Genomic DNA, 24,354 nt, shown 5'->3' on the forward strand with positions numbered 1-24,354 from the left:
GTTACGGTGAACGAGCGTTCGGTTCATGGACCCAGAGGGATTTGAACCCTCGGCTTCCGCCTTGCAAAGGCGGCGCTCTGCCGCTGAGCTATGGGCCCCGACGGTATCGCGCCGTCGATGCGCGAGAGCCACTTTCAGTGGCTCGGTAACGTAAGGCGGAGGGGCGTATCCTTCAAACCTTCGTCTTACGTTTCGAGGCATGCGAAGCATGCCTCCTGCGTGCTCACAGAGCTTTGCTCTGTGGCATGCCGCAAACCGGATGGTTTGCGAGCACATCGATGGCGCAATACCATCACGCTCTGGTAGCTCTTAGGTGTCCGACGCGGCGTCGGTGCGCCTCCCGTGTGGGAGGTCGCGGATCGTTAGGAGGTGATCCAGGCGCAGATTCCCCTACGCCTACCTTGTTACGACTTAACCCCCCTTGCGGAACCGAGATTCGACCGTGCTAAACGCACAGCCTCATCTCAGCCCCACTCGGGTGGTTTGACGGGCGGTGTGTGCAAGGAGCAGGGACGTATTCACCGCGTTTTGATGAAACGCGATTACTACGGAATCCAGCTTCATGAGGGCGGGTTTCAGCCCTCAATCCGAACTGAGACACGGTTTGTGGGATTAGCTACCCCTCTCGGGGCTGCATCCCGCTGTCCGTGCCATTGTAGCCCGCGTGTTGCCCGGTTCATTCGGGGCATACTGACCTACCGTTGCCCGCTCCTTCCTCCTCCTTAGCGGAGGCAGTCTCCGTAGTGTACCCAGCCACTGAACGTGCTGCTGGCAACTACGGACACGGGTCTCGCTCGTTGCCTAACTTAACAGGACGCCTCACGGTACGAGCTGACGGCGGCCATGCACCACCTCTCTCTGGGTCGAGTAAGCTCGTCAAGCTGACCTTCACTCCCAGAGTCGGAACCGGTGAGATGTCCGGCGTTGAGTCCAATTAAACCGCAGGCTCCTCCCGTTGTAGTGCTCCCCCGCCAATTCCTTTAAGTTTCATCCTTGCAGACGTACTTCCCAGGCGGCTCGCTTCGTGGCTTCCCTTTGGCACAGCGCAGGCTCGTAGCCTACGCCACACCTAGCGAGCATCGTTTACAGCTTGGACTACCCGGGTATCTAATCCGGTTCGAGACCCAAGCTTTCGTCCCTGACCGTCGGATCCATCTTCCCGAGGCGCTTTCGCCACCGGCGGTCCGTCGAGGATCTCGGGATTTCACTCCTACCCCCGACGTACCCCTCGGGTCCTCTGGTCCCAAGCCGTATGGTTTCCGCCGGACGTCCGCCCGTTGAGCGGGCGGATTTCCCGACGGACCCGTACGGCAGGCTACGGACGCTTTAGGCCCAATAAAATCGGCCATCACTTGAGCTGCCGGTGTTACCGCGGCGGCTGGCACCGGTCTTTCCCAGCCCTTATTCCTGAACCATTTTACGGTTCGGAAAAGCCCACGCTAGGCGCGGGCACTTGGGATCCCCTTATCGCACTCTCGTACAGTGTAAAGGTTTCGCGCCTGCTGCGCCCCGTAGGGCCTGGACTCGTGTCTCAGAGTCCATCTCCGGGCTCTTGCTCTCACAACCCGTACCGATTACTGGCACGGTGGGCCTTTACCCCACCGTCAACCTAATCGGACGCAGCCACGTCCTGTGGCGTCGGAACGTTTGGGTGCCCGCGCATTCCAGCGTCGGGCACCTATGAGGTCTTATCCTCAGTTTCCCGAGGTTATTCCTCTCCACAGGGTAGTTTGGCCACGTGTTACTGAGCAGTTCGCCGAGTCCAAATGACTCTCGACTCGCATGGCTTAGTCGGATCCCAATAGCAATGGCCTCCGGCAGGATCAACCGGAGTTCGCCTGCCCGCATAACGCGGGCAGGACTTGGCGGGTATCGTAATTGCTATGGGTGTGATAACCCGATGAGCCGACACCGTGTCGGATTTCACCGAGCTACCAGAGCGCACATCAGACCTGAGGTGACGACGCAGGACGCCGGGTTCTCAGGTCCTCATCTATCGCGTATCGCGGATTTGAGCATTCGCCGCCTTTAGACATAAAGGCAACGGTTCGTTCGTATCCACGGTGGGGCGCATACCTCCGCGCCCCGCTTCGACGCATTACTTCCTATTGGGATGCTAAACTTAAGCGTTGCCAAAAACGCACTCCGTGACAGGGTTTGACACCCTGAACTAACTAATTAGGCTTACGAATCTGAACAGGTTTCCTGGCGCTTCCCCGTGAATATAACGCGTCGCCGATCCGGAACGGGCGCTACCGCGACGGTGTTCGTCATACGAGCGCGTCGCGCGTCTCGTCGGCGACCTCGTCGACGGCGTCGTACGCGCGGTCGACGAGACCTTCCATGTTGAGAAACCCGTGTACGAGAGATGGGTAGTGCGTATGTGTCACGTCGTTCCCCGCCTCGTCAAGGACGCGCGCGTACTCCGCGCCCTCGTCGCGTAACGGGTCGTATCCCGCGGTGACGACGTGCGCGCGCGGTAGGTCGGTGTGGTCGGACGCGCGCAGAGGGAAGGCGTACGGGTTACGCGCGTGTATGTCGCTCCCGACGTACAGGGAAGCGAACCACATCATGTCGCTTGCTTCGAGGAAGTAGCCCGACGCGTTCTCGGAGCGCGACGGCATCGGTTCGTCGTACGCCGTCGCGGGGTAGAGAAGCGTCTGGTGGTCGACATCGGGCATACCGCGGTCGCGCGCGATGAGAGAGACGACGGCGGAGAGCGTCCCGCCCGCCGAGTCGCCCGCGACGCCCACCGCGCCGTCGTACCGGTTCGCCGCCCATTTCGTCGCCTCGTAGGCGTCCTCGACCGCTGAGGGGAACGGGTGTTCGGGTGCGAGGCGGTAGTCGACGGAGACGACGCGTAGCCCCGAACGGTCGGCGAGTAGACGGCAGAGGCTGTCGTGTGTTTCGAGGCTTCCGACGACGAATCCCCCGCCGTGGAAGAAAACGACGGTCGCAGGTGCGTCCTCGGGTTCGTAGACGCGTACGCCGACGCCGTCACCCTCGCCCGTCGTCTCCTCGCGCACGTCGTCTACATCGACGGGGTCGGCGGTTGACATCTCCGCCATACGCTCCATCATGTCGCGTGCTTCCTCCGGCGGGTAGTCGCTCAGGGCGAAATCGATGCTGTTGACCATTTCGAGAACGCTCTCGACCTGCGGGTCGAGTTCGCCGCGTCCGGCTTCGTAGCTCATGGTGGGTACGTGTGCGCGCCGAACAAAGAACTGTTGCCGCTTTAGACCGGCAGAGCCTCGGACCGTCAGAGGTAGCCCTTGCACTCCTCCGCCATCCCGTTGGCGAAGCCGTCCGTCACGCGCCCCTGCGGGTTCACGACGTCGCCGTGCTTTACCGTGGCGACCACCCACGGCGAGCAGTAGGACTCCTTCGACGGGTCGTTCCCCGACACCCAGTCGTCCCCGACGCGGTGGTTCGCCGGAAGGTCAGTGGTCGTGAGGGCGGCGACGACGTACTCCTCGCCCGCGTACGGCAGACTTCCTGAGGCGAGGACGAGCCAGAGGCGGGGGTTCGCACCCTCTCTGAACGGGTCGGGTGCCCAGAAGACGTCCCCGCGCCGGTAGGCGTCAGTCACGGCTCTCGCGCGGGTCGACGGCGTGCTCGCGCCAGCCGTCGCGGTCGAAGCCCCCGCCGTCCTCTCCGTTCTCACGCGCCGCGGCGGTTGACGACGAGAGACCGATAGAAGCCCCGCCGCTCCTCTCGCGGTCGCTCACGCGCCAGTACCTACCCCTGTGCTCGACGCGCCCTTTGTCGCGCAGACGGACGAGCGTGGGACCGACGGAGCCGGTCTTGACGCCCGCCCGTTCGGCTATCTCGCCGCGCGTGAACGCCTTGTCGGGGTTGTCGCGTAGGAACGAGAGTATCTCGTCGGCGTTCGTGCCCGCCTTCGGTCCGTCGTCGTCTATCTCCTTGAACCTGTCCGCCTCTGTAGGCATACTGTACTGTTTGTACCGGATGTAGTAAAAACACACGGCGTGCTCGTAGGACCGTCAGTTCGCGTCCGGTTCGCCCGCGGCTCACGCAACCGGAGACCGCTTTTCGCTTGTCTAACCGTTTAGGTTCGCGTAGCGGAAGCAGATCGAGAGGCTGGGCTGGTTGTAGCCGGATACGTGTCAGCGTTCGCTAGCACACCATGCTGGCTACTTCGTGCATTTCCTCCAGAGATATGATTCTGCGTTCCCGTCCGTTCTCGTCGATTATCCTGTTTGTTGGTTCCCCGGGTTCCACGTCTTCTGGCGAGGACCAGCCGATCTCATCCATATGTAATATAGCTCCATAATGGAACCTCCTGCCCGGTTCATCCTTGAAGGCTAACGTCCTCGGCATGTTCGTAGGTGTGTCCGTAGACATAAATTGATTTCTCCCTTTGTGCGCTACAGTCAAAAGGTTGGGAGGCTATCCTATTTCCGCGTGCTTCTCCTTCACCATCTCGAAGTAGGCGTCGTCCATCACGCGCGGGTTCTCGACTTGGTGGAAGTCATCGAGAACGAACTCGGTTTCCTCCTTGTCGAGTCCATAGGCGTGGAACGCGGCGGCGTCGATTTCCGCCTGTAGCTCGCGGCGTTCGTCCTCGTCCGTCGCGGGTTCTACGTCGAGACGTTCGCGCATCTCCTCGAACTCGTCCCCGTAGCAGTTTAGGCGCGCGGCGCGTTTCCAGATGTACTCAAAGTACTCCTCGCCTTCGGTAAGGCGCGGAACCTGTGACTCTTTGAACTTGTACATGACTATGTGGGTGTCTATCTTCGTCCGCATCAGGAAGTCGAACGGTATGCTGTTGAGAAGACCGAGGGCGGCGAACAGTTCCTTGTCGGAGAAGACGCGGTCGTAGACATCGTGGAGAGGCAGTTCAGACAGGTTTTCCTCGTCAGGGTCTACCTCGTACGGACGAACCGTGTGTATCGTATTGTGGCAGACTACCCCGTCGGGGATAACCGAGGCTATTATCGTTCTCTCGTCGTTTGAGCGCGCTACGTCACGGAAGGTGACACGGTACTCCGTACAGTCGAGTAGCACATCCTTTGCGGACAGCGGTTCGCCTCTGTGTTCTTCGAGAAGGTCGTTTACGAACCCTTTCTGCGAACCCGTGCCGTCGAATGCGTCGTACAGGGCGCGTTTTAGCTTGCGGAGGTTCTTCTCGCGCACCCGTCGTTTCGCGCTCTTCTCCGGATTCCCGTCCTCGTCGACACTCCAGAACTCCGGCGCGTCGAGGTTCTCCACGTAGTCGGGGCTGTACGCATACTGATAGATATTGCTCCCGCCAAGAACCGGGTAGTCTCCGTCCTCCTCGCTCTCTACGAACCTATCCGTGTCGTTGGTTCGGTGGAGTTCGGCGTACGGCTCCGCGTGCCACTTTCCGTCTATCTCCTCCGATATGGGCGGATTGTCAAGAACCTTCTCCAGAACATCAACTTCCTCCTGCTTGCTTATGTACGGGAAGATTCTCGCCTTCGGAGAGTAGTTTTCGAGTACCTGCCGTGTAATCCCGACCGCCTTCTCATCGATGTTTTCGAGTAGGTCGATTTCGCCGTCCCTGTATCCACCGCTCACCACGTCGGTGCTACCGGAGTTGCGGAAGACCGTCACGCCGAAGACGTACCGGCTGTCGATGTTACCGAATATCCCTCGGTTGCTGAAGATGGCTAACCTCCGCATACGTGTCTCGTCGAGCATCTGCGTCCGGAGGTCTTTCGCGGACGCGCCGTTGAATATCGCTCCGGGGAGAACCTGCGCCACGTAGCCGTCACCGCGCGAGAGGCTGAAGACGCGTTCGAGGAACAGCGCCGACAGGTCGTTCTCCGTCGATGTCGACTTGCCCGCCACCGTCGGACTCTGTAACTCGTACGCCGGGGAGTTACTGTAGTACTCCATACGGCGTTCCATGTTCTCGTTGTACTTCTCCCACGCCTCGTCTATCTCTTCGTCCTCCAGAAGCTCTTCCTGTTTCGCGTCCTTGTCGTTCGGCATACGCGTCCGGAACTCCGCGTCGTACCGCGAGAAGAAGTCGTCACGTAGAGGCTTGAGACGGTCCCACGGTGGATTCCCAACAATTACATCGAACCCACCGTCCGCGTACACCTCCGCGAACTCCAACACCCAGTGGAACGGATCGAACTCATCCACCTCGTCGTGCGTGATATCCCCCACGCCCGCCTCACGAAACTCTTGGTGGATATCATCGACCAGGTCTTCACGAGACTCCTTCAGAAGCTTAAACGCACGTCGACGGTGCCTTTCCGCTTCCTCCGGCTTCCCTTCCCAGCCGGCGAGTTCGTACGCCTCTATCTCTTCGATGATGTCCTCGTACCGACTCCGGACCGTGTCCTCTTGGTACGTGTGCAGCGTCGTATCTCCTTCCTCGGTAACCTCCGGGAAGTTCGTGTACCCGATTAACGAGTTGCCCTGTCGGAGATTGAAAGCTATGTTCGGAAGCGCGAGTTCGCCGACACTCAGGCTTTCGGCGTCCTCGTCGGTCACCTCACCGATAACGGAGAGCCAGAGACGGAGCTTCCCTATCTCCACCGCCGGACCGACGATATCGACGCCATAGAGGTTCTTCTGAACGGTCTGTTTCTTGAGTTGGTGTCTACTGATATCCTCCCCTATTCTATCGTGCATCGTCTGGCGTACGGTGACTATCTCCTCAGTCACTGATGTGAGGAAGTGTCCGCTCCCCATCGCAGGGTCGACGACACGTAGTTCGTCGACGACGTCGTTTATCATATCCTTGACAAAGGATTTCTTTTCGGGTACGTCATCGATTAGTTCGTAGACTGTGTCGTAGTCAGCTTCCCGCCACGCGCTGTTCTCAATCAGCCAGTCCTCGAAACATTCGCGTAGCGCGGGACGGATCGTCTCCTCGGCGCAGAACCGCGTTATCTCCTTCGGCGTGTAGTATGCACCGAGTTCCTTGTTCTGGTCGCCGGGGTTCGTCGTCAGGTAGTTAATCGTCTTTTCAAAGACGTTACCGAGAACGCTCGGGTCGAGGTCGGTGGGTCCGCCGTCCGCCGAGAAGTCGTACCTTTCGAGAAGTTCGATGACCTCCTCTAAAACACTGTTTTCGACATCGAACTCGCGTTCATCGAGTCCGTCCTCGTCTCCGAGAACAGGGCGGAATAAACCGCCGTTGAGGTACGGCACGCCGTCGAATGCATCAACGTTGCCGACGTGCTTCGGACGGCTGTCGGGCTTGTGGTTCATCACCTCAAAGAACAACGGGTCGATGAAGGAGTCGTAGAGAGACCGAGCGTACGCTCCGTTATCGTACATCTCTTTGAGGTCGCGCAGAAGATCGGACTGTACGAGACGTTTGTCCTCAAGGAACTTGATGAAGATGAGACGGTTCATCGTCTTTACGGCGAACAGACGTGTGTCTTCACCCGTTGCCTCTTCTGGAGCGATTACGCCGTCCCCGACAAGCGATCGTGGGGACCGTTCCTCGTTCTCGTCACGAAACCCGAAGACGACGCGTATGTACTCGTCGTAGAACTCGTCGGTTATCTCTTCCTGCTTCTCGCGGATTACCTGCCGTGAGTCTGCCGCGATAGAAACGAAGTTGTCGCGCTCAAAGGTCTGGAGGAACGCCTCTATCGTCTCAACTGACTCGTCGGACAGAGCCTCGATAGGTGCGTCGCGGCTTCCGGCATGGTTGTGGAACAGTTCAACTGCCGCGTCGCTCAGGTCGATATCCTCGATACGGTCGTGAGAGTACGAGTCGGGGTCGTACCGTATGAATATCCACCGCTTCCCGTCGGTCGCAAAGCCGAAATCGGACTCGAACTCGCGGCGACTTAGCCAGTTTTCGACTTGGTCGATTCCGTGTCCGCGTCCTTCGAGTTTCTTATTAAGCGGCTCGGCTTCGACGAGTAGCTGACGGGAGTCAACGCGGTTGTCTTTGAGAGGATATGAATAATCGGCGAGCTTGGCGCGGTCGTCGGAGACGCCGCTGATTTCGGTGTAGAGAGTGTCGTAACCGAGTTCGTCGAAGATAGGATCGATAAATACCTGTTTCGTGAGGGGTTCGGTGTCTTGTCCCTCAACGGACATGCTACTCCTGAGTTGGTAGTCTCCGGCACCGCCTTCGAGTAACCCTTCGACGGTGTCGCCGACGTCTATTCTGTCGCGCAGTTCGGAGACGCATCTCTGTAGGGTTGCGGCGAAAGAGGCGATATCTTTCTCAGATACTTCGGTCTCGAACTGGGTAGAGACGAACTCGGTCTTGGTTGTGACAGACATGGAGCGTGGTTAGAACGGATTACGGCAACTGGATTAAATCGTTCGGCGCGGTCAGAACGGCAGAACCGCGCGCGCAAGCGAGACGAGTTCGTTCCAGCTGTTCGTCATGCCCTCGCGTAGGAGCGCCGTCATGTCGACATCCGCGCCGACGATAGGGAGGACGACAAAAAGGAAGAAGAACGTGCCTATGAGGCTACCGAGGTTGGTAAGCGCGACGACGAGGAGTAGCTTGAACGTCTCTATCTGATACATACGTCCGAAAAGCTCGCGTACGCTCGCCTGCGCGTCGCCGAGTATCTCGTTTATCTCGTCGATGTCCTGAACCGAAACGTCGCGGTGTCTTAGCTCAACGTATCCCGCGAACCATCCCGGCGCGAGTGCGGGGTTTAGTGAGGTCATCCATGCGAGCGAACCGCCGACGAGGGCTGAGCGCAGATGTCCTCCGCCGAGGAGCGCCCCGACGAACGCGGGGACTCCGTTGACGACGAACCAGTAGACGGCGAGCTGTGCGAGGAAGGCGTTGTCCGCCCCCGCCATGAAAAGTAGGACGAACATCAGTATGACGAAGGCGCTAACGGCGTAGCCGATAGCCTTCATCACCGAGAAACGCCGTCCGCCTCCGGTTGATTCGAGTTCCTCCGTGTCGGGTATCGTCTCCGGTGCTTCGAGGTAACGTTCGATACCCGCGCGGTGCCCCGCTCCCACGACGGCGACGACCTTCTGACCGCTCTCACGTAGCTCGACGAGGTTGGCGGCGATGTAGGCGTCGCGTTCGTCGATAAGAGCCTCCGCGCCGCGCGGTGAGAACGCCCGGAACTCGTCTATGAGCGTCTCGACCATGTCGCCCTCGATTATTTCGTCCATCTCCTCCTCGGTCATCTCGTCCGTCCGTCCGAGACCCGCGACGCCCGCGATAAGAGCGCCCACGAACTTGAGCTTCTCCCACAGAGACATCTTCGACCAGAGGCGCGCCACTGTGACGTTTATGTCGCGGTCGACGAGCGCGAGCGGTATACCGCGCCCCTCGGCTGACTCGACAGCCGCCATCATCTCCGCGCCGGGTTCGATACCGAAACGGTCGCCCATCTTGGTCTGGAGGTACGACAGGAGCCAGTAGATGAGTAGCTCGAACGGCTTGTTCCCCTGTATCAGGTCCTGCGGGTTGAGGTCGTCGGGTCCGTCGCCCTTTATCGACTTGTAACGTTTCTCGTCTAACTCGACTGCGACTACGTCAGGCTCCTCCTCGTCGATGACGCGTTCGACCTCATCGACGCTCTTCTCGGAGACGTGTGAAGTACCGACGAGAACGACCTCGCCTTCCTGCTCTGACATCGGTTCTTACATACACGATGTTCCCCCGACATACGTTTTCCGGAACTCTAATCGGACGCGCGGGCGTACCGTCACCATGGCGAAAGACGACAACGCGGACGGCGGTATGCCCGATGTCGCCGTGGCTCTATCCTACGAGGAGGTTCTCACGCGTCTTCGGAACCCCGCTGAGGCGGTCGAAACCGTCCACGGCTGGGCGGAGTACGTCGGTGTCGCGTCGGAGAAGCCGACGCACGTCGTAAACGGCTTCTGCGCGAAACGTGACATACAGATCGACTTCTTCCCCGGTCCCGACTCGGGCAAGATGGATATACTCCGTCGCGCGCACGACGAGATGGGGTTGGACGCCGACCGGCATATCTACGTCTCCGACTCCAGACGCGACGAGGTGATGGCGGAGAAGGCGGGATGGGAGTACATGAGCCTCGACGAGGTACGTGAGAACGTCGGGTGGAAGGTTAAGGAGGGGTAACGTATAGACGGTTCATGCGCTGACGTCAGTTCATCGCCGTCGTCTCTGCTCTCGGTGCGGGATGCTTGACCGACGGCGACAACGCGAACACGAGCGACGGAGACGGAACCGCGAACAAGACGGGTACCGGTAACACCACGGTCGGGGACGACGATGGACGTGACGTCACCGATGAGATGGAGGCGGTAACCAACGCCACAGGGCGGGTCGTCGAACTCACGTCGGGTAAGAACGCCGCGGGGTACGCGCTCGGCGGTTCGGGGTACGTCGCCTCCGTCCGGGAAGATGCGGACAACAGCCGACCCGTGTCGTTACGAACCGTTGTTGTCAACGACGGCGACGAAGCCGCAGTGTACGAAACCGACGTCTACCCACCATACGACGGCGTCGCGGAGAACGACAGGGGCGACGTTCTTTACGCCGCCCCCACCGAGGCGCACGATCTGTCCGATGAACCGCCCCAACCCGTCCGTGACGGCGATGTATGGCATATCAACGGGAGTCCGACCCACGCCACCGACGCCGTACCCGACAAGGTCGAACTCGGCTCCGGCGACGGATACGTCGGCGAGTACCTTATGATTGCCGACGGCGAACCCGCCGACGGATTCTACGTCTTCGGCGGTGAAGGAATCACGGGTCTGACGCTCTCCGTCTGGACGGAAGGCGAACCCGGACCGCGCCGGAAGCCGCGTTTCGAAGGCGCGACGTTCCCCGATGCGTACAGGCTGAGGGGTGGCAGAAAGACGGACAGGACACGACGGTGGTTCCACGAAGCCAACGAGACGACCGCGACGTATCTACGTCCGTCCACCGAGGCGGTCAAACCGCCTGCGACGGTACGAACACGTCTCGTCGTGCGATCTGACCGTGTAACCCCGACCGGTAACCCGTCACGGTGGAGTCTGCGTAAGCTCGCCGACTACGAATGGGTGGAGGTGGCGGGTTCGGACGGTACGACAGCCGGTTCCTCGTTGACCGCCCGTCCGGGTGCGTGTATAGCCGACGAGATACGTGTCTACCACGGCGAAGACGGGACCGATGGTGAGACCGACGGACGCGCCGTCGGACATCTCGGCGGCGGCAGGTACGCGTATACCTCCGGATTCTCCGTCGACGGCGAACCGCTCACCACCGTCTTTGAGGTAGACGCCCCGGCTCTTGATGTCGAACCCCCCGAAGACGCCGTCTCCGAACGTGACGGCGCTATACTGACGGTAACGTCGGGTTCGTACACCGACGGCGACGGTGCGCGTTTTGTTGTCGAGAGGGTCGAGGAAGCCGACGAACCCGTCGTACCTGAACAGCTGTACAGCGCCGACGAGGCGCTTCGGTACGCCCTGCCGTACTTCGACGGAGACGTCGAACGCGTACGTGTCGAAACCGACGATGCGACGGCGGGTAAAGCCGTCGTACGTCCCCGGAACGAGGATTCGCGTCGGTTCGTCCACGCCGGCGACGCCTACCGCGTGTCGTTACCCTGATCCGTTTCCCAGCGAGTACTCCACGTTGATACCGTCCTCGCCGCCACGTATCAGAAGCGCGTACCCACAGTCGGTGCAGACACGGTGTTCGGCGTCCCCGTCGTCGTCTTCCTTCGTCGGAACGTCGTAGACGTGTAACGTCCCGCCGCAGTCGTGTGTCCCGACGCGCGCGGGCTCACGGTAAGGGCTGTCGTGTTCGACGCGTTCGTAGTCGGAGTCAAAGCCGTCGAAGGACGAGACGTGTTCGTCACATACCTCGACGTATACTTCGCCACCAGCGTCACGGAAGGCGTGGCACGCGACACCGTCGCAGTCGACGATGTCGCAGATACCGCGTACGTGATCCGGCTTCGCGCCTTCCCCGGCGCTCACTCCCAGCCTTCCTCCTCGGCTACCTCGGAGATATCGTGGTACTCCCACCCCATCTTCTCGGCGAGAACCTCGTCGCGTTTCGTCGTGCCGAGGAACACGTGACGCGCGTCGCCGTCGGGGTCCGTGCTCCTGCCGCGTATCAGACCGTTCTTCTTTCCGGGCGGTACGGAGTGGAAGTCCACGTGCACATCATGCTCCCTGCCGAGGTCGTTTGCAACGTGCGACTCGACGTTGCCCACGATACCGAGTTCGTCGACACGTAGCTTGAGGTCGTTTAGTGCGAACCCCGTGTCTTCGAGGTCAGCGATACCTTCGTACGCAACGGCGAGGTTCACGTCTCCGTCGAGATCCATCGTCAGACCTCAGATGTTTACCCCCATTGCGTTCAGCTGTGTCCTTCCCTCGTCGGACACCTTTTCGGGCGTCCACGGGGGTTGCCAGACGAGTTCGACGTCGACGTTCTCGACGCCGTCGACCTGCTCCGCGGTGAGTTCGACCTCGCGCATGATCGAGTCCGCCGTCGGACATCCCATGCTCGTAAGCGTCATGTCTATGTCGACGCCTCCGTCGTCGTCGAACTCCATGTCGTAGATGAGACCGAGGTCGACGATGTTGACGGGTATCTCGGGGTCGTGGACGGATTCGAGTTCTTCGAGTATCTCGTCCTGGATCTCATCGTATTCGCCGTCTACGTCGTTCTGAGATTCGGTTTGGGGTTCAGATTCTTCTACCATACCCGGACGTTTGCTCTCTTACAGCAAAAGGGTTACGTCACCGCCGCGGGAGGCTCCGCCACCGTAAACCATCGACCGATTAATGTTACGCCGGACCCATGGCTTACCATGACAGAGCTCGACGGATTCGTGAGGCTCGACACCCTCCCGAAGGGGTTCGTCCGCGGGCTGATCGAAGAGACGCGGGCGTTAAAGACCGACACGCCGACCGACGAACCGTTGAGCCGCGCGACCCTCGGTACGGTCTACCAGAAACGGTCGACACGGACGCGCGTCTCTTTCGAGGCGGGTATGAACACGCTCGGCGGCGACGCCGTCTTCCTCAGCTCCGACGACATACAGCTAGGGCGCGGCGAGACCGTCGCCGACACGGCGCGCGCACTTTCGCGTTACGTCGACGGTATCATGGCGCGCGTGAGCGCGCACGACGATATAGAGGCGCTCGACGAGCACGCGTCCGTCCCGGTCATCAACGGTCTAAGCGACTTCAACCATCCGTGTCAGGCGCTCGCCGACGCCTTCACGCTCGAACAGGCGAAGGGTTCGCTCGACGACCTCCGTCTCGCGTGGCTCGGCGACGGCAACAACGTCTGTCACTCCCTCCTGCATATACTCCCGCGCTTCGGCGTCGACGTACGTGTCGCAACCCCGGATGAGCACCGACCCGAAGCTTCGGTCGCCGAGACGGCGCGCGAATTCGCCGACCAGAACGACGGCGCGGTGACCGTCACCGACAACCCGGGCGAAGCCGTCGAGGACGCCGACGCCGTCTACACCGACACGTGGGTGAGCATGGGCGAGGAAGGCAAGGAAGCCTCCGTCTTCGAGCCTTACCGCGCCGAACCCGCCCTCCTCGATGCCGCGGACGACGACCATATCTTCATGCACTGCCTGCCCGCACACCGCGGACACGAGGTCGTCGACGAGGTCATCGACGGTTCGCACTCGGTCGTCTGGGAACAAGCCGAGAACCGTATGCACGCACAGATGGCGCTTCTCATCCGCCTGCTCGCACGAAACCGTTAAGAGTACGGGCGGAGTATCCCCCGGTATGAGCATAAACAGAATGAAGGACAAGGCGGACGATACCAGCTGGCGCGCGATAGCCAAGAAGATCGCCGTAATCCTTGGCATACTGGCGATGGTGCTCTGGTTGCCCGCTACGTTCCTAAACGCCGTCCTGTAGCGTCCGCATAGGAAAGCTTGAAACCGCGCGCCCGCGTCTTTACCGCCGCGCGAGGGTAGCTTAGCCAGGCCAACAGCGGCGGGCTTAAGACCCGCTCCCGCAGGGGTTCCTGGGTTCAAATCCCAGCCCTCGCAGTAAGCGAGTCCTACGAGCGAACGAGAAGCTGGATTTGAACTAGTGAACGGAGCGTCTCGCTGAACGTAGTGAAGCGAGGCAGTGAAAGAGCGAGGAACGAGCGAAGTGAGCGTGAAGTGGAGTGACCGTAGTTCAGATCCCTCCCCTCGCAAATCCGGTTAAGCCTCTGAATATCTATACCGTCCCGCCGTGCCGACAGTCTAATGTGTTCCGGTACCGTAGGGAGATATATGAATACGTCTATATGGCATACTTCTACGCACGAGGTGGGAACAGAATGAGCACCGAATCCGAAGTCCGCCGAAAGATAACGCTCACCGAGGACGAGGAGACCGGACTGTGGTCTGCCGTCGACGAAGAGGAAGGCGTAGCGTCGCAGGGTGAGACGCGCGTCGAGGCACTCGAAAACCTTGACGAGGTGGTCGCACTCCACAAGGGTGAGATAGGCGAACCTGTCACCGACGAGGATCTTCGAGAATGGGGTATTGACCCTGACGAGGCGTCGGACGAGGTTCAGGAACCTGACGTGCCGTGGTTCGACGGATAGATGGTTCGGCACTTCTTCACAGGTGAGGTGGTCGCACAGGTACTGACCGACATGGGGTATACGCCGGTAGATCGGACAGGAAGCCACCTCAAACTCAGGTACAAACATCCGGAGACCGGTGAGGTTCGGAACGTCTCGGTACCTATGGGCGGTGAGATTCCGCAGGGTACTCTCAGGAACATAGCCGACCAGTGCGGCGCTAAGGACTTCGACTCCTTCTGTGAATGGATAGACCGGAACAGGTAGGGTGGCGGCGTCCTCATCTTCCACCTACCCCGTCGCCGTCCACTCCAAACCATCTTGGAACGGTAGCGATCAGAAAAGGGTCATACACACGTCCGACGACCTGCGAAAGACTCTTGTCTCCGAAATCGGAACTTGGGATATGCCTACGCTTGAGGAGGTGTACGAAAACCGCCTCGACGAGGGGGGAGACGACGGCTACCTCCGTGTACGCGCGGGTCTCGCCCTTCTCTGTGTCGGCGTCTTCCTGACCCTCCTCGGTGGTGTCGTGGCGTTCTCCGAGACCGTCGCCGCGGTATTCGACGCCGCGGAGCACGACTGGCAGATGTGGGGTGCGGGTGCGAAGTTCGCGGGTGTCGGCGTCCCGCTCGCCTTCGCCGGTGTCTTCGTCGTCGTCCCCGCCCCCCGACGTGACCGTGTCCTCTCGGCGTCAGGGGTTCTCACCGCATTCGTCGGTATCGCTCTCTTCGACTACGCCTACCCCGCCCGATGGGCTGGCGACCCTCTTGACCTGACGCCTCTCGTCTTCGGCGTCTACGCGCTCGGCTCCTTCCTTATCTTCGGCGCTCTCTTCCGTTCCGTTCTCGACGTTGAGGTCACGTTACCGCGTTCGTCGGTCTCGGTTGAGTACTCCGACGACCTACCGAACCGTGAGGAACGCGTCGCGGAGATGAAAGGTTCGACGACCTCCGACGGTGGCGGCGGAATCACCGTCGATACAAACGCCGACGATGCGGAGGTTGTCCACGACGAACGCGGAGACGACACGGAGTCGTCGGGGTTTGCGGGCGACAGGTACTGCGGCAACTGCGTCTTCTACGAGTACGTCCGGAACGACGGTGACAGCGTCCCCTTTTGTAACTTCCACGACCACGAACTCGACGACCTCGAAGCCTGCGACGAGCACGAGATGCGTTTAGGAACGGACGAGTAGACCGCCGGCGACGACCGCGACGAACGCCGCCATGACGGTAAAGCCGGGTGTCGGTTCGCCGGGGCGTGCGTCTATCGGCTCCTTTACGGGACTTCGGGCGTCGGCGACCGACGGACGTATATCTTCGATCCCTTCGACCGTCGGCGCTCGTACGACGGTGACGTTCGTCCCGTTGCGCGCGACGGTGTAAGCGCCTCTAAACTCTCCCTCGACACGTACTGTACCGTTGTCGACCTCTGTCGCTCCTTGACCTTCGAGTACGGCGAGGTACGCCGACGCGAACGTCTCCGCGTCCTCGGTCGTCTCCCAGACGGATCTCCAGACGAAGCCCGTCCGGTTCGTCTCCTCGTTACGGTACGGGTAGATACGGTCGCCCGCCCATCCCTGCGAGACGTCGCTTCTGTAGCTGTATACGTCGAACTCACCGTCGGGCGACAGGAAGCCCGACGTGTCGATAACATCGAGACCGTAGCCCGCTACGCTCGACTGGTACCAGAAGGTCACGAATACAGAAGCCTCGCCCGCGACATCGTATCCGTTCCTGCCGAGGCTCTCGTTGAACGTCGTCCAGTTTCCGCGCGCCTCGTCGTCATAACTGACGTTGACGCCGTCGAAGCCATCGTGTCTGATAATCTCGCGCGTCGTCGTGGGCACGTCGTCGTAAGCTTCCTCGACCGCCTCCCAGCCACCGCGTTGGCGCAGACGGTGGACGTACTCGGCTCCGTCGGAGTACGGCTGGTACGCCGTCATCAGAACACCTATGTTTCCGTCGTCCCCACCGCCTCCGCCGCCTGTACCTCCGCCACCTCCGCCCGACGCGTAACAGTTCCAGTCTGTGGCGCATCTGCGTTCGTACAGCTTACGTACGTACTCCGCCTCGCCTTCGACCACACCGTCGCTCGCAAGCTGTTCGTCCTGTACGGGAGGGTTGAAACGGTCGGCGCTTAGGCTGTACCTCTGATCCTGAAGGACATGGACGAGTTCGTGCGCCAACGTGCCTTCGTTCACGCCGCCGACGACGGTTATACTTCCCGCGTCCCTGTGTCCACCCGTCGTGTTCGAACCGTTACCCGGCTGGTAGAAACCCTGTGTCGCGCCGCCGAACGTCTCGGCGATCGCCTCGTTGGCGTACTCGTCCTGTCCCACTATGAGGAGAGCCTCCCAGACGACGTCGTTCCAGTTGCCGTAGTCGTTACGCGTCACGTTTGCGTCGAGGGGGCTTCCGTCGCTACCGTTGCTGTCCCCGTCCCTCTGTATACGTTCGACCGAAGGGACAGCCTCGAACTCAACTCCGCGTATCTCCTCTACCCTCGCCATCGCGCGCGAGGCGACGACGTCGAGTTCGTCGTCGGTGAGTTCGCCCTCGAACCCTAACTCGTCGTCAGCCTCGTATCCGTTGACGACCCCCGGCTCCGCGGACGCGCCCGCCGTCAAGGTGGCGAAACCAACGACGGCGACGGTGAGAAGGACGGCGCGTCTCACTCTACCTTAACCCGAAGACGGGCGCGGGTTCGTCCCTGTTCTCGAAGACACCGACGAACCCAACCTCGTCGCCTATCTCCGCCTCGTCGTCTAGCCTACCGAGGACGCGCGCTCCGGTTCCTCCGAGTTCGACGATGCCGACCTTGTAGCCGCCCTCGAAACCCTCAGGTGCGACCGCGACGGTCGTCTCTGAGTAGACGGTGCCTTCGTCAGGGAGGGAGACACGCGAAACCGAACGTGAACCGCATTCCGTACACGCCGCCTTGGGCGCGCCCGTAATGTTTCCGCAGTCGTCGCATTCGAGACCTACGAGTTCGCCGTCGCGGATCGCCTCCGACCAGTCGTCGTAGCTCAGACTCATGCCCTCTCCTCCATTACTGTGATGACCGTGGTACCTGAGTCGCCGCCGAGGTTGTGCGCCACACCCGTGCGCGCGTCCTCGACCTGACGTTCGCCGACCTCGCCGCGTATCTGCTCCGTTAGCTCCGTAATCTGCGCCGTGCCGGTCGCGCCTATCGGATGACCCTTCGCCTTCAGACCGCCCGACGGGTTCACGGGCACCTCGCCGCCGAGACGTGTTTTCCCCTCCGCGGCGGCGGGTCCGCCCTCGCCGTCCTCGAAGAAGCCGAGCGCCTCCGTGGCGAGAACCTCCGCTCCCGTGAAGCAGTCGTGAATCTCGGCGAAGTCTACGTCGCCCGGCGTAACGTCCGCGTCGTCGTACGCCTCGTGCGCGCCGTCACGTGCCGACTTCGTCTCCGGAAGGCTGTCCTTGTCGGCGAGAGGCACGGCGTCTACACCGTGTCCGACGCCTGTTACGTCGACGCCTTCAGCGCCGAACGAGTCGCCGAGACCGTCGCTCGTGACGACGACCGCCGACGCCCCGTCGGAGAACGGACAGCAGTCCATGAGCCTAAACGGATCGGCGACGACGGGTCCGTCGAGAACCTCCTCAACCGTCTTGTCGCCCCCGAAATGTGCGCGGTCGTTCATGTTACCGTGGTAGTGGTTCTTGACAGCGACCTCCGCAAGCTGTTCCTCTGTCGTTCCGTACTCGTGCATATGGCGCTTCGTGAGAAGTGCGAAGACGCCGGGGAACGTGAGACCGCTCGGCTGTTCGTACTGTCTGTGCGACGCCGACGCGAAGACACGCGTCATCTCCGGCGTCTCCATACCCGTCTCGGGCGTGCAACGTTCGACACCGCCGACGAGTACTGTGTCGTGTACACCCGCACCGACCGCCTGTACGGCGTTCTTGAACGCGTTCGCCGAGGTAGCGCACGCGTCCTCGAAACGCTGGAAAGGCACGTCTGTCATGCCTATATGCGTCGCCACCTTGGGCGCGAGATGGGTGTCGTTCTCCGAAAGACCGCTCATCGCGTTACCGAAGTAGAATGCGTCGAGTTCGTCCTGCTCTACCCCTGCGTCGTCGAGCGCCGGAAACGCGGCGTCGGCGAAAAGCTCGGGGAGTGTCTTACCGTGGACGCCGAACTCCGTCATACCGACGCCTACGACTGTTGCTCCTGCCATGGTCAGTGTACGCGGAGTTAACATAAAAATACAACTATCACCGCTCGTAGACCGTCAACTGTTTTGGCGCGGACGACGACCCAAGCCCGTGGAGAACGTAACCGACCGCGTATCCAACCCGTTCGGTATGCGTCCGCCGTCGCACCCCGCGGTTCACGGATACGGCGACGCGAACGCCGACTTTCAGTTCATCGGCGAGTCGCCACGCGCCCACGGTGGTACAGAGACGGGCGTGCCTTTCTCCTCGGACGGTGCGTCGCGCGTACACGAACTCCTCGGTGATCTTGGGTTCGTTGAGAGCCGCGACCCGCTCCGTCTCCGGAACGCCTTCCTGAGCTACGTACGTCTCACCGATACCGACCCGATCGACGACGCCGTGCGTTACTTCGACGCCGAGCTACGCGGTATCAACGCGCACGTTCTCGTACCTCTCGGCGACTTTGCCGTGCGTCACGTGATCGGGACGTACACCGCACGCGGACCCAAGCTACGCGGAACGCCGCTCGAAGATCTGCACGCCACCGAGGTACACGGCATGGGCTTCCTCGTCATCCCTGCGCTCGATCCGCGCGACTGGGACAAAGAGGCATACGAAGCCCTCCGCGACGAGCTACGTTCTGTACTCGACTCCGACTACAGGCAGACGAAAGGCGTGGCGACGCGTATTGGGTAGTACTCTAGGATTCTTGAGCCATGCTTTGCATGGCTCTATCTGCTCCAGCGAGATTGCGGTGGGCGCAATGGGATTTGAACCACGGTCACTTCGCTCCTATGTCGCTCGTTCACTGCTTCAAATCCCACGCGTTCTCACTCACTACGTTCGTTGCGAGCGCGATGGGATTTGAACCCATGACATCGGGGTTCGGAACCCCGCACTCTATCCGGACTGAGCTACGCGCCCCGCCGGGCTTAGACCGACGCGATGAATAAGGGTTCCTATCGTCATAGCTCGAAGTCGTCGCCGCCGCGTGTCCCTTGCGGCACATCGTCGCCGTCGTCCATCGATCCGGTTCCGACGAAGTCGTATCCTTCGTCGTCCAGATACGCTTCGCCGTCGTGTACCTCGACATCGACGGTCGGTAGGCGCGAGCCTTCGCACGGTCCGTAGTTACAGTAACCCGTGTCGGTCTCGAAGTAAGCGCCGTGTTTCTCGCAGACGATTTCGCCGTTCCGTAACATCGCACCGTCGCCGTCGTCGAGACGGACATCAGTCCAGTGCTGGCACCGGTTTATCCACGCGTGTATATCGCCGTTGGTGCGTGTCAGTATCGCCTCGTCGACGCCGTCCTCGTCACGGACACGGAAGACGAAGGTGCCTTCGTCGGGGAGTTCGTCGAGGCTTGCGATACGCTCCACGTTCGACCGTGTCCGTCGGCGCGCTAAACCTTTCCGAAGTCCCTATGCCGTCCACGCTTCTATCGCCGGTATGCTCGTCGGCGAAGACCGTGACCGGCTTGCGCTCTCCGCCACCGTCTTCGTCGTCCTCTTCGCACAGATACTTCTGTACCCCGGTATCGCCGACCTCGTCGGGGCGCTCGGTGCGCCCCCCTCACTCAACGCGGGCGCGGTCTTCGTCGCCACCGAGTTCGTCGCGTACGTCGTCTTCGCGCCTATCTGGGGGGCGGTGAGCGACTCGTACGGAAGACGCGTCCCGTTCGTGGTTCTCGCGTCCGCCGTCGCCTGCACTGCGTACGTCGCAATCGCTCTATCGTCGCTCGCGAACCTCCCTTTCGGTGCCGTCCTCGGGATCCGTTTCGTACAGGGCGCGGCGACGGTCGGCTCCTTCTCGCTCGCCCTCACGACGCTCATGGATCTCGGAGGCGGGCACGGACGTAACATGGGTGCCGCAGGGGTTGCGATAGGTGCGGGTGTCGGGTTCGGCGCGCCCGTCGGCGGCTTCGTATACGAAACGGGTACGCTCACACCTCTGTACCTCGCCTCTGCGCTCCTCGGCATTGCCGCCGTCCTCGCCTTCACTGTCGAAGACCGCGTACCCACGGGGGAAAGAGGTATACGGCGCGCCGTCCGCCGTCTCTCCGATACACCTGCCGTCGCCGTTCCTTACGCCTTCGGCTTCGTCGACCGTCTCACCGCCGGCTTCTTCGCTCTTGTAGGGACGTTCTACTTCCGCGAGACGTTCGTTCTCGGTCCCGCGGAGACGGGCGTCACCCTCGCCTTCTTCTTCGCACCCTTCGCGCTCCTCCAGTACCCTCTCGGACGTCTATCCGACCGCGTCGGACGCGTTCCGCCCGTCGTCGTTGGCTCCCTCGTCTACGGTGTCGCCGTCTTCCTCGTCGTCCTCACCCCGACCCTCACGGAAGCACGCGCCGCTATGCTCGCCGTCGGTGTCCTCGGCGCTCTCGTCGCACCCGCAACCATGGCTCTCGTCACCGATCTGTCTCCAGAAGACGGACGCGGCGCGGCTATGGCGGGGTTCAACGTCGCAGGAAGCCTTGGGTTTCTCGCGGGCGTCGTCGGCGGCACCGCCCTCGTTGAGGCGTACGGCTACACCGTCGCGTTCGGCGTCGTAGGCGGCGCGGAGGTCGTAATCGCCGTCTTAGCCCTCCCGTTCCTTCTGCGTTTAGACGTCGACTGAGGCTACTTCGTCTATAGCCTCGTAGTCGTACCCCGACGAACCCGATATTAGGTTGTAGACACGGTTCGCCGAGAGCCAAGACAGCGTAACACCCGCTCCCCCGTGTCCGTAACAGTGGACTACCTCCTTGCCGTCTACGGTCTCCTTCTCGGTTCTGACGCCGCCGTCCCTGTACGGTCGGTAGCCGAAACGCGCCGTCATCTCACAGCCGTCGATACCGACGCCGAAGCCCTTCAGGATCTCTGTGTTAACGTCGACGATACGTCGCGGAACCTCGACACCGTCAATGCTCACGGTACCTTCCGGGATCGCGTCGTCGGAAACGGGCTTCCATTCGCCGTCGACGAACCCACCTTCGCGTGCGCTCCCGCCGAGCACGAGGCTGTCGTCGCGCGGGTAGGCGTAGACGAAACGGTCGTCGTCGGTGTAGTAGCTGTACGAGAATCCTTCTCCGTCGTCGGTTACACGTCCGTCCGTGTCGACGTAGACGAGATCCCCTCTCACGGCTGTTAGAGAGCCGTCTTCGAAAAACCCCCCGCCCCCTGTCGCGTTGACGACCGTGTCGCCGTCGAGGGAGCCTACACCGTCGCGTTCGATCTCACGGCGTTCGATCTCCCCTCCCGTCGCACGGTACCACTCCACGAGCTTGGGAGCGTACCTTGGCATCTCGACAAAGAGAACCTCGTGTACGTAGCCTTCGACATCCGATGCGCTGACGCCCTCGCGCGTCGGCACCTTACCGTCGTACGCTTCGAGGCTTCGGTGTCCCTGAAGTTCGTCAGCGTGGTCAGGCTCGCCCCCATCTCGGTTCTCGTACACCTCGTAGTTCCTCTGACGCCTCACCGTATCGGTTGCGTCGCCCAGCCTCTCGAAGAAACGTTCGGATACGCGCGTAAGCTCGCCTATACCGTCCTCGTCGACGATAACGGGCTTTACCGACGCCGCGGCGTAGTTCGTAGCCACCTGCGGCGACGGAACGCCGTCGTAAGGGATATCGCGCGTATAGATACGCGTCTCGTACCCTTGTAGGTTGAGGAAGATACCCGTCGTCAGACCTATGACGCCGCCGCCGACGACAGAGACGTGTTCGTTCATCGTACCGTTTTCACCGCCCGGACGTATCAAAACACCGAACGTCGTAACCGTTCCTGTCTACACGCACCGCGGAACCTTCCGGTGTCGTCACGACGGTGCTACCGCCTTCGTCCGTGTCCGTCGCCACCGTAAACGTGACGTAGCGGCGCGGACACCGTCAGTCCATAAAAAGACTCCTCCTGCTCGTGCTCGTCGTCGTGTCGGGATGCCTCGGCGCGGGTGTCCAAGCCGACGGTGTACGTGACGAGTTCGTACACCAAAACACATCTTCGTACGTCTACGACGGCGAGACGTCGTACTCGCTCAACGCCCCCGGAGGACCGACACGGACGACGACGATCGACTTCCGTGCTGTGGTTAACCGGACGGCGCGGAGCCTGCGCGCTAACATCAGTTCGGTAACAGAGGGTGCGGGTCGGAGCGCCGTGAGCGGTACGACGACGTACCTCGTAAACCGAACCGTCTACACCAGGAGCGTTAGGGAAGGGGACACGACGGGATGGACGGCTTTCGGTACCGACGCCGAGGTTGAGAACACGTGGAGCGCGAGGGACGAACTCCGTCTGTACGAACACCTCCTGAGAAACGCCTCCGTCGAGCACAACCGAACCGAAGCCGTACGCGGTACCGACGCAAACCGTATCGACGTAGAACTCGGCGACCGTAGAGCCGAACTACTCGCAGGCAAGTTCAGGGACGGTGTCGGTTTCTTTGAGGAGGGCGAGACCGAAACGTTCCGTACCACCGTCTGGATAACCGACGACGGACGCCTCCTACGCGCAGAGACGCGCGCCGGTATGGTTCTCCGGAACCGGACGACGGCAACCGGACGGACGGATCTGAACGTCGACCTCACCTTCTCCGACACGTTCCGGTACGGCGACGTGCCGACCGTCGAAGTACCTCAGAAAGCTCTTAACGCGACGCGTGTCAGGTAGTTAGACCGTACGCGACGCGTTCGCCCGTCTCTAAACCGTGGCGCACCGCGGCGTGTAGACGCGCCTCACCCGCTACCCAGTCGCCGGTCACGTAGACGCCCTCGTCTGCGGCGTCCCCAACAGCACCCGCCGCCACACCGTCGTCGGCGAGGGCGTACCGCCATCCCTGATGGTCTGTCCAGTCGGGTTCCGCGAGACGTTCGTCGCCGATCAGACGCGCCGTCTTCTCCGCGAGTTCGGCTACGTTCTCCTCCGGCGGCGCGTCGTACCTTTCCGCCGACCAGTCGGGCGACGCCTGTACGACGAGCACCGACTCGCCGTCGGGTACGTGTCCGGGCTTGCATTCCTCGCGCCCGACCCATCCGATTTCGTGTCGGTCGTCGGTGTTGATCAGGGCGTAGTAAGGTACGTCGATCTCGAAGCCGTAGCCGAGAACCGCCGTCCAGACCGTCCTGTACGGAACATCGGACGCGGAGTCGCCGAGACGGTCGACCTTCTCAACACCCGTGCCGGTCAGAAGCTCCGCCGTCTGTGGCGCGGGCGGGTTGACGACGAGAGCCTCGAAGGAGCCGTGTTCACGACCTTCGGCGTCTGTAAGCCACCAGCCGTCGTCGTAACTCACGTCTTCGATACGTGTCTCGCGCCGCACCGTCGCATCGGTCGCGCCGAACAGATGCTTCGCAAGACGCGTGATACCGTCTTCGTACGTCCATCTACGTTCGTCGTCTCCGCGTCCCTCCGAGACGTTACCCTCCGCGTCGAACGTCCATATATCCCCCTCGACCTCGGCGAGACCCTCGTTGAACTCCTCCGTCACGAGTTCGTTGACACGTTCGTCGTCGCCCTTGAGGTAGTTCGCGCCGTACTCGTAGACACGTCCGTCGCGCCTCCGCGCCGCCGCGCGCCCGCAGACACCGCGCGACTTTTCGAAGACGGTCACTTCCGCCTCCGTCGTGTTGTCGACCACGTACGTCGCCGCCGCACCGCCACCGCCAGCGCCTATCACGCCTATCTCCATGTACAGAACACG

General features: G+C 61.4%; 25 protein-coding genes, 3 tRNA genes and 1 rRNA gene. 11 read left to right on the top strand and 18 right to left on the bottom strand.

The features are described from left to right. Positions 1-26: 26 nt before the first annotated feature. From EGH25_RS00730 to EGH25_RS00765, 8 genes are all read right to left on the bottom strand, one after another. Positions 27-98, bottom strand: a tRNA-Ala gene (locus EGH25_RS00730). 266 nt (positions 99-364) lie between these two features. Then, positions 365-1,834, bottom strand: a 16S ribosomal RNA gene (locus EGH25_RS00735). A 436-nt stretch (positions 1,835-2,270) separates the two neighbouring features. Beyond that, entirely contained in the window at positions 2,271-3,194 is a 924-nt protein-coding gene (locus EGH25_RS00740) for an alpha/beta hydrolase (RefSeq protein WP_266085408.1), read from the bottom strand. Between the two features lie 65 nt (positions 3,195-3,259). Next, positions 3,260-3,589: a hypothetical protein gene (locus EGH25_RS00745; protein ID WP_266085410.1), complete on the bottom strand. Its 330-nt coding sequence runs from the start codon at positions 3,587-3,589 to the stop codon at positions 3,260-3,262. After that, the gene (locus tag EGH25_RS00750) at positions 3,582-3,950 is read right to left on the bottom strand and encodes a helix-turn-helix domain-containing protein (protein ID WP_266085411.1); all 369 of its coding nucleotides are present in this window, start codon (positions 3,948-3,950) and stop codon (positions 3,582-3,584) included. Before EGH25_RS00750 ends, EGH25_RS00745 begins: the two co-directional genes overlap by 8 nt. 187 nt (positions 3,951-4,137) lie before the next feature. Beyond that, positions 4,138-4,341, bottom strand: a complete 204-nt coding sequence (locus EGH25_RS00755) for a hypothetical protein (RefSeq protein ID WP_266085413.1) — start codon at positions 4,339-4,341, stop codon at positions 4,138-4,140. Positions 4,342-4,410: 69 nt separating this feature from the next. Further along, a complete protein-coding gene (locus tag EGH25_RS00760) occupies positions 4,411-8,247 on the bottom strand; it encodes an Eco57I restriction-modification methylase domain-containing protein (protein ID WP_266085414.1) in 3,837 nt (1,278 codons plus the stop codon). A 51-nt stretch (positions 8,248-8,298) separates the two neighbouring features. Next, entirely contained in the window at positions 8,299-9,579 is a 1,281-nt protein-coding gene (locus EGH25_RS00765) for a TraB/GumN family protein (protein ID WP_266085415.1), read from the bottom strand. Between the two features lie 76 nt (positions 9,580-9,655). Between EGH25_RS00765 and EGH25_RS00770 the strand changes: the two genes are divergently transcribed. Together EGH25_RS00770 and EGH25_RS00775 are read left to right on the top strand one after the other, a co-directional pair. After that, entirely contained in the window at positions 9,656-10,051 is a 396-nt protein-coding gene (locus EGH25_RS00770) for a DUF7124 domain-containing protein (protein ID WP_266085417.1), read from the top strand. A gap of 65 nt (positions 10,052-10,116) precedes the next feature. Continuing rightward, the gene (locus tag EGH25_RS00775) at positions 10,117-11,535 is read left to right on the top strand and encodes a hypothetical protein (RefSeq protein ID WP_266085419.1); all 1,419 of its coding nucleotides are present in this window, start codon (positions 10,117-10,119) and stop codon (positions 11,533-11,535) included. Here EGH25_RS00775 and EGH25_RS00780 read toward each other — a convergent pair. From EGH25_RS00780 to EGH25_RS00790, 3 genes are read right to left on the bottom strand one after another with little or no spacing between them, the layout of a single operon-like run. Continuing rightward, entirely contained in the window at positions 11,527-11,907 is a 381-nt protein-coding gene (locus EGH25_RS00780) for a hypothetical protein (protein WP_266085421.1), read from the bottom strand. The two genes, EGH25_RS00775 and EGH25_RS00780, sit on opposite strands and share 9 nt — an antisense overlap. Beyond that, the gene (locus EGH25_RS00785; protein WP_266085423.1) at positions 11,904-12,260 is read right to left on the bottom strand and encodes a DUF7124 domain-containing protein; all 357 of its coding nucleotides are present in this window, start codon (positions 12,258-12,260) and stop codon (positions 11,904-11,906) included. The genes EGH25_RS00780 and EGH25_RS00785 overlap by 4 nt, the downstream gene beginning before the upstream one ends. A 9-nt stretch (positions 12,261-12,269) precedes the next feature. Further along, positions 12,270-12,641: a metal-sulfur cluster assembly factor gene (locus EGH25_RS00790; RefSeq protein WP_266085425.1), complete on the bottom strand. Its 372-nt coding sequence runs from the start codon at positions 12,639-12,641 to the stop codon at positions 12,270-12,272. A 108-nt stretch (positions 12,642-12,749) separates the two neighbouring features. On the opposite strand from EGH25_RS00790, the gene argF reads away from it, so the two are divergent. From argF to EGH25_RS00820, 6 genes are all read left to right on the top strand, one after another. Then, on the top strand, positions 12,750-13,667 hold the full coding sequence (argF, locus tag EGH25_RS00795; protein ID WP_266085427.1) for an ornithine carbamoyltransferase: 918 nt from the start codon (positions 12,750-12,752) through the stop codon (positions 13,665-13,667). Between the two features lie 25 nt (positions 13,668-13,692). Continuing rightward, complete coding sequence (locus EGH25_RS00800; protein ID WP_266085429.1) at positions 13,693-13,827, top strand: hypothetical protein; 135 nt, start codon at positions 13,693-13,695, stop codon at positions 13,825-13,827. Between the two features lie 49 nt (positions 13,828-13,876). After that, a tRNA-Leu gene (locus tag EGH25_RS00805) sits at positions 13,877-13,961 on the top strand. Positions 13,962-14,239: 278 nt separating this feature from the next. Then, positions 14,240-14,509 carry a type II toxin-antitoxin system HicB family antitoxin gene (locus tag EGH25_RS00810; RefSeq protein WP_266085431.1) on the top strand — a complete coding sequence of 90 codons (270 nt, stop codon included), beginning with the start codon at positions 14,240-14,242 and terminating at the stop codon, positions 14,507-14,509. Beyond that, on the top strand, positions 14,510-14,755 hold the full coding sequence (locus EGH25_RS00815; RefSeq protein WP_266085432.1) for a type II toxin-antitoxin system HicA family toxin: 246 nt from the start codon (positions 14,510-14,512) through the stop codon (positions 14,753-14,755). It abuts the gene before it with no gap. A gap of 139 nt (positions 14,756-14,894) precedes the next feature. Next, a complete protein-coding gene (locus EGH25_RS00820; RefSeq protein ID WP_266085434.1) occupies positions 14,895-15,686 on the top strand; it encodes a cell division protein CdpA domain-containing protein in 792 nt (263 codons plus the stop codon). Here the strand turns inward: EGH25_RS00820 and EGH25_RS00825 are convergent. Genes EGH25_RS00825 through EGH25_RS00835 form a run of 3 tightly spaced genes read right to left on the bottom strand, consistent with a single transcriptional unit; the run spans position 15,669 to position 18,695 of the window. After that, positions 15,669-17,168 (bottom strand): Hvo_1808 family surface protein, encoded by a 1,500-nt coding sequence (locus EGH25_RS00825; RefSeq protein ID WP_266085436.1) that lies wholly within the window; start codon positions 17,166-17,168, stop codon positions 15,669-15,671. The two genes, EGH25_RS00820 and EGH25_RS00825, sit on opposite strands and share 18 nt — an antisense overlap. Position 17,169: 1 nt before the next feature. Continuing rightward, positions 17,170-17,529, bottom strand: coding sequence for a Zn-ribbon domain-containing OB-fold protein (locus EGH25_RS00830; RefSeq protein WP_266085438.1), 360 nt, complete (start codon positions 17,527-17,529; stop codon positions 17,170-17,172). Continuing rightward, the gene (locus EGH25_RS00835) at positions 17,526-18,695 is read right to left on the bottom strand and encodes a thiolase C-terminal domain-containing protein (protein ID WP_266085440.1); all 1,170 of its coding nucleotides are present in this window, start codon (positions 18,693-18,695) and stop codon (positions 17,526-17,528) included. The genes EGH25_RS00830 and EGH25_RS00835 overlap by 4 nt, the downstream gene beginning before the upstream one ends. Before the next feature lie 88 nt (positions 18,696-18,783). Here EGH25_RS00835 and EGH25_RS00840 point away from each other — a divergent pair, with 88 nt between their 5' ends. After that, positions 18,784-19,368 carry a uracil-DNA glycosylase family protein gene (locus EGH25_RS00840; protein ID WP_266085442.1) on the top strand — a complete coding sequence of 195 codons (585 nt, stop codon included), beginning with the start codon at positions 18,784-18,786 and terminating at the stop codon, positions 19,366-19,368. 153 nt (positions 19,369-19,521) lie between these two features. On the opposite strand, the gene EGH25_RS00845 is transcribed toward EGH25_RS00840, so the two are convergent. Both EGH25_RS00845 and EGH25_RS00850 read right to left on the bottom strand, forming a co-directional pair. Beyond that, positions 19,522-19,596 (bottom strand) — tRNA-Arg (locus tag EGH25_RS00845). A 41-nt stretch (positions 19,597-19,637) separates the two neighbouring features. Further along, positions 19,638-20,051 (bottom strand): Rieske (2Fe-2S) protein, encoded by a 414-nt coding sequence (locus EGH25_RS00850; protein WP_266085443.1) that lies wholly within the window; start codon positions 20,049-20,051, stop codon positions 19,638-19,640. Positions 20,052-20,121: 70 nt separating this feature from the next. Between EGH25_RS00850 and EGH25_RS00855 the strand changes: the two genes are divergently transcribed. Then, positions 20,122-21,291 (top strand): MFS transporter, encoded by a 1,170-nt coding sequence (locus EGH25_RS00855; RefSeq protein ID WP_266085444.1) that lies wholly within the window; start codon positions 20,122-20,124, stop codon positions 21,289-21,291. On the opposite strand, the gene EGH25_RS00860 is transcribed toward EGH25_RS00855, so the two are convergent. Beyond that, positions 21,277-22,386, bottom strand: a complete 1,110-nt coding sequence (locus EGH25_RS00860; RefSeq protein WP_266085445.1) for an FAD-dependent oxidoreductase — start codon at positions 22,384-22,386, stop codon at positions 21,277-21,279. The two genes, EGH25_RS00855 and EGH25_RS00860, sit on opposite strands and share 15 nt — an antisense overlap. A gap of 185 nt (positions 22,387-22,571) precedes the next feature. Here EGH25_RS00860 and EGH25_RS00865 point away from each other — a divergent pair, with 185 nt between their 5' ends. Next, positions 22,572-23,324, top strand: a complete 753-nt coding sequence (locus tag EGH25_RS00865) for a hypothetical protein (protein WP_266085446.1) — start codon at positions 22,572-22,574, stop codon at positions 23,322-23,324. Here EGH25_RS00865 and EGH25_RS00870 read toward each other — a convergent pair. Continuing rightward, entirely contained in the window at positions 23,317-24,342 is a 1,026-nt protein-coding gene (locus tag EGH25_RS00870; RefSeq protein WP_266085448.1) for an NAD(P)/FAD-dependent oxidoreductase, read from the bottom strand. The two genes, EGH25_RS00865 and EGH25_RS00870, sit on opposite strands and share 8 nt — an antisense overlap. Positions 24,343-24,354: the final 12 nt, after the last annotated feature.

The organism is Halorutilus salinus (assembly GCF_026242195.1).
In the GTDB taxonomy this organism is placed as follows: domain Archaea; phylum Halobacteriota; class Halobacteria; order Halobacteriales; family Halorutilaceae; genus Halorutilus; species Halorutilus salinus.

Excerpts from the sequence above, each read along its gene's own strand:
- EGH25_RS00790 (WP_266085425.1), bottom strand. The coding sequence starts at position 12,641 with ATGGTAGAAGAATCTGAACCCCAAACCGAATCTCAGAACGACGTAGAC.
- EGH25_RS00770 (WP_266085417.1), top strand. The coding sequence starts at position 9,656 with ATGGCGAAAGACGACAACGCGGACGGCGGTATGCCCGATGTCGCCGTG.
- EGH25_RS00765 (WP_266085415.1), bottom strand. The coding sequence starts at position 9,579 with ATGTCAGAGCAGGAAGGCGAGGTCGTTCTCGTCGGTACTTCACACGTC.
- EGH25_RS00870 (WP_266085448.1), bottom strand. The coding sequence starts at position 24,342 with ATGGAGATAGGCGTGATAGGCGCTGGCGGTGGCGGTGCGGCGGCGACG.
- EGH25_RS00755 (WP_266085413.1), bottom strand. The coding sequence starts at position 4,341 with ATGCCGAGGACGTTAGCCTTCAAGGATGAACCGGGCAGGAGGTTCCAT.
- EGH25_RS00760 (WP_266085414.1), bottom strand. The coding sequence starts at position 8,247 with ATGTCTGTCACAACCAAGACCGAGTTCGTCTCTACCCAGTTCGAGACC.
- EGH25_RS00855 (WP_266085444.1), top strand. The coding sequence starts at position 20,122 with ATGCTCGTCGGCGAAGACCGTGACCGGCTTGCGCTCTCCGCCACCGTC.
- EGH25_RS00815 (WP_266085432.1), top strand. The coding sequence starts at position 14,510 with ATGGTTCGGCACTTCTTCACAGGTGAGGTGGTCGCACAGGTACTGACC.
- EGH25_RS00750 (WP_266085411.1), bottom strand. The coding sequence starts at position 3,950 with ATGCCTACAGAGGCGGACAGGTTCAAGGAGATAGACGACGACGGACCG.
- EGH25_RS00800 (WP_266085429.1), top strand. The coding sequence starts at position 13,693 with ATGAGCATAAACAGAATGAAGGACAAGGCGGACGATACCAGCTGGCGC.
- argF (WP_266085427.1), top strand. The coding sequence starts at position 12,750 with ATGACAGAGCTCGACGGATTCGTGAGGCTCGACACCCTCCCGAAGGGG.
- EGH25_RS00835 (WP_266085440.1), bottom strand. The coding sequence starts at position 18,695 with ATGGCAGGAGCAACAGTCGTAGGCGTCGGTATGACGGAGTTCGGCGTC.
- EGH25_RS00785 (WP_266085423.1), bottom strand. The coding sequence starts at position 12,260 with ATGGATCTCGACGGAGACGTGAACCTCGCCGTTGCGTACGAAGGTATC.
- EGH25_RS00810 (WP_266085431.1), top strand. The coding sequence starts at position 14,240 with ATGAGCACCGAATCCGAAGTCCGCCGAAAGATAACGCTCACCGAGGAC.
- EGH25_RS00820 (WP_266085434.1), top strand. The coding sequence starts at position 14,895 with ATGCCTACGCTTGAGGAGGTGTACGAAAACCGCCTCGACGAGGGGGGA.
- EGH25_RS00830 (WP_266085438.1), bottom strand. The coding sequence starts at position 17,529 with ATGAGTCTGAGCTACGACGACTGGTCGGAGGCGATCCGCGACGGCGAA.
- EGH25_RS00860 (WP_266085445.1), bottom strand. The coding sequence starts at position 22,386 with ATGAACGAACACGTCTCTGTCGTCGGCGGCGGCGTCATAGGTCTGACG.
- EGH25_RS00740 (WP_266085408.1), bottom strand. The coding sequence starts at position 3,194 with ATGAGCTACGAAGCCGGACGCGGCGAACTCGACCCGCAGGTCGAGAGC.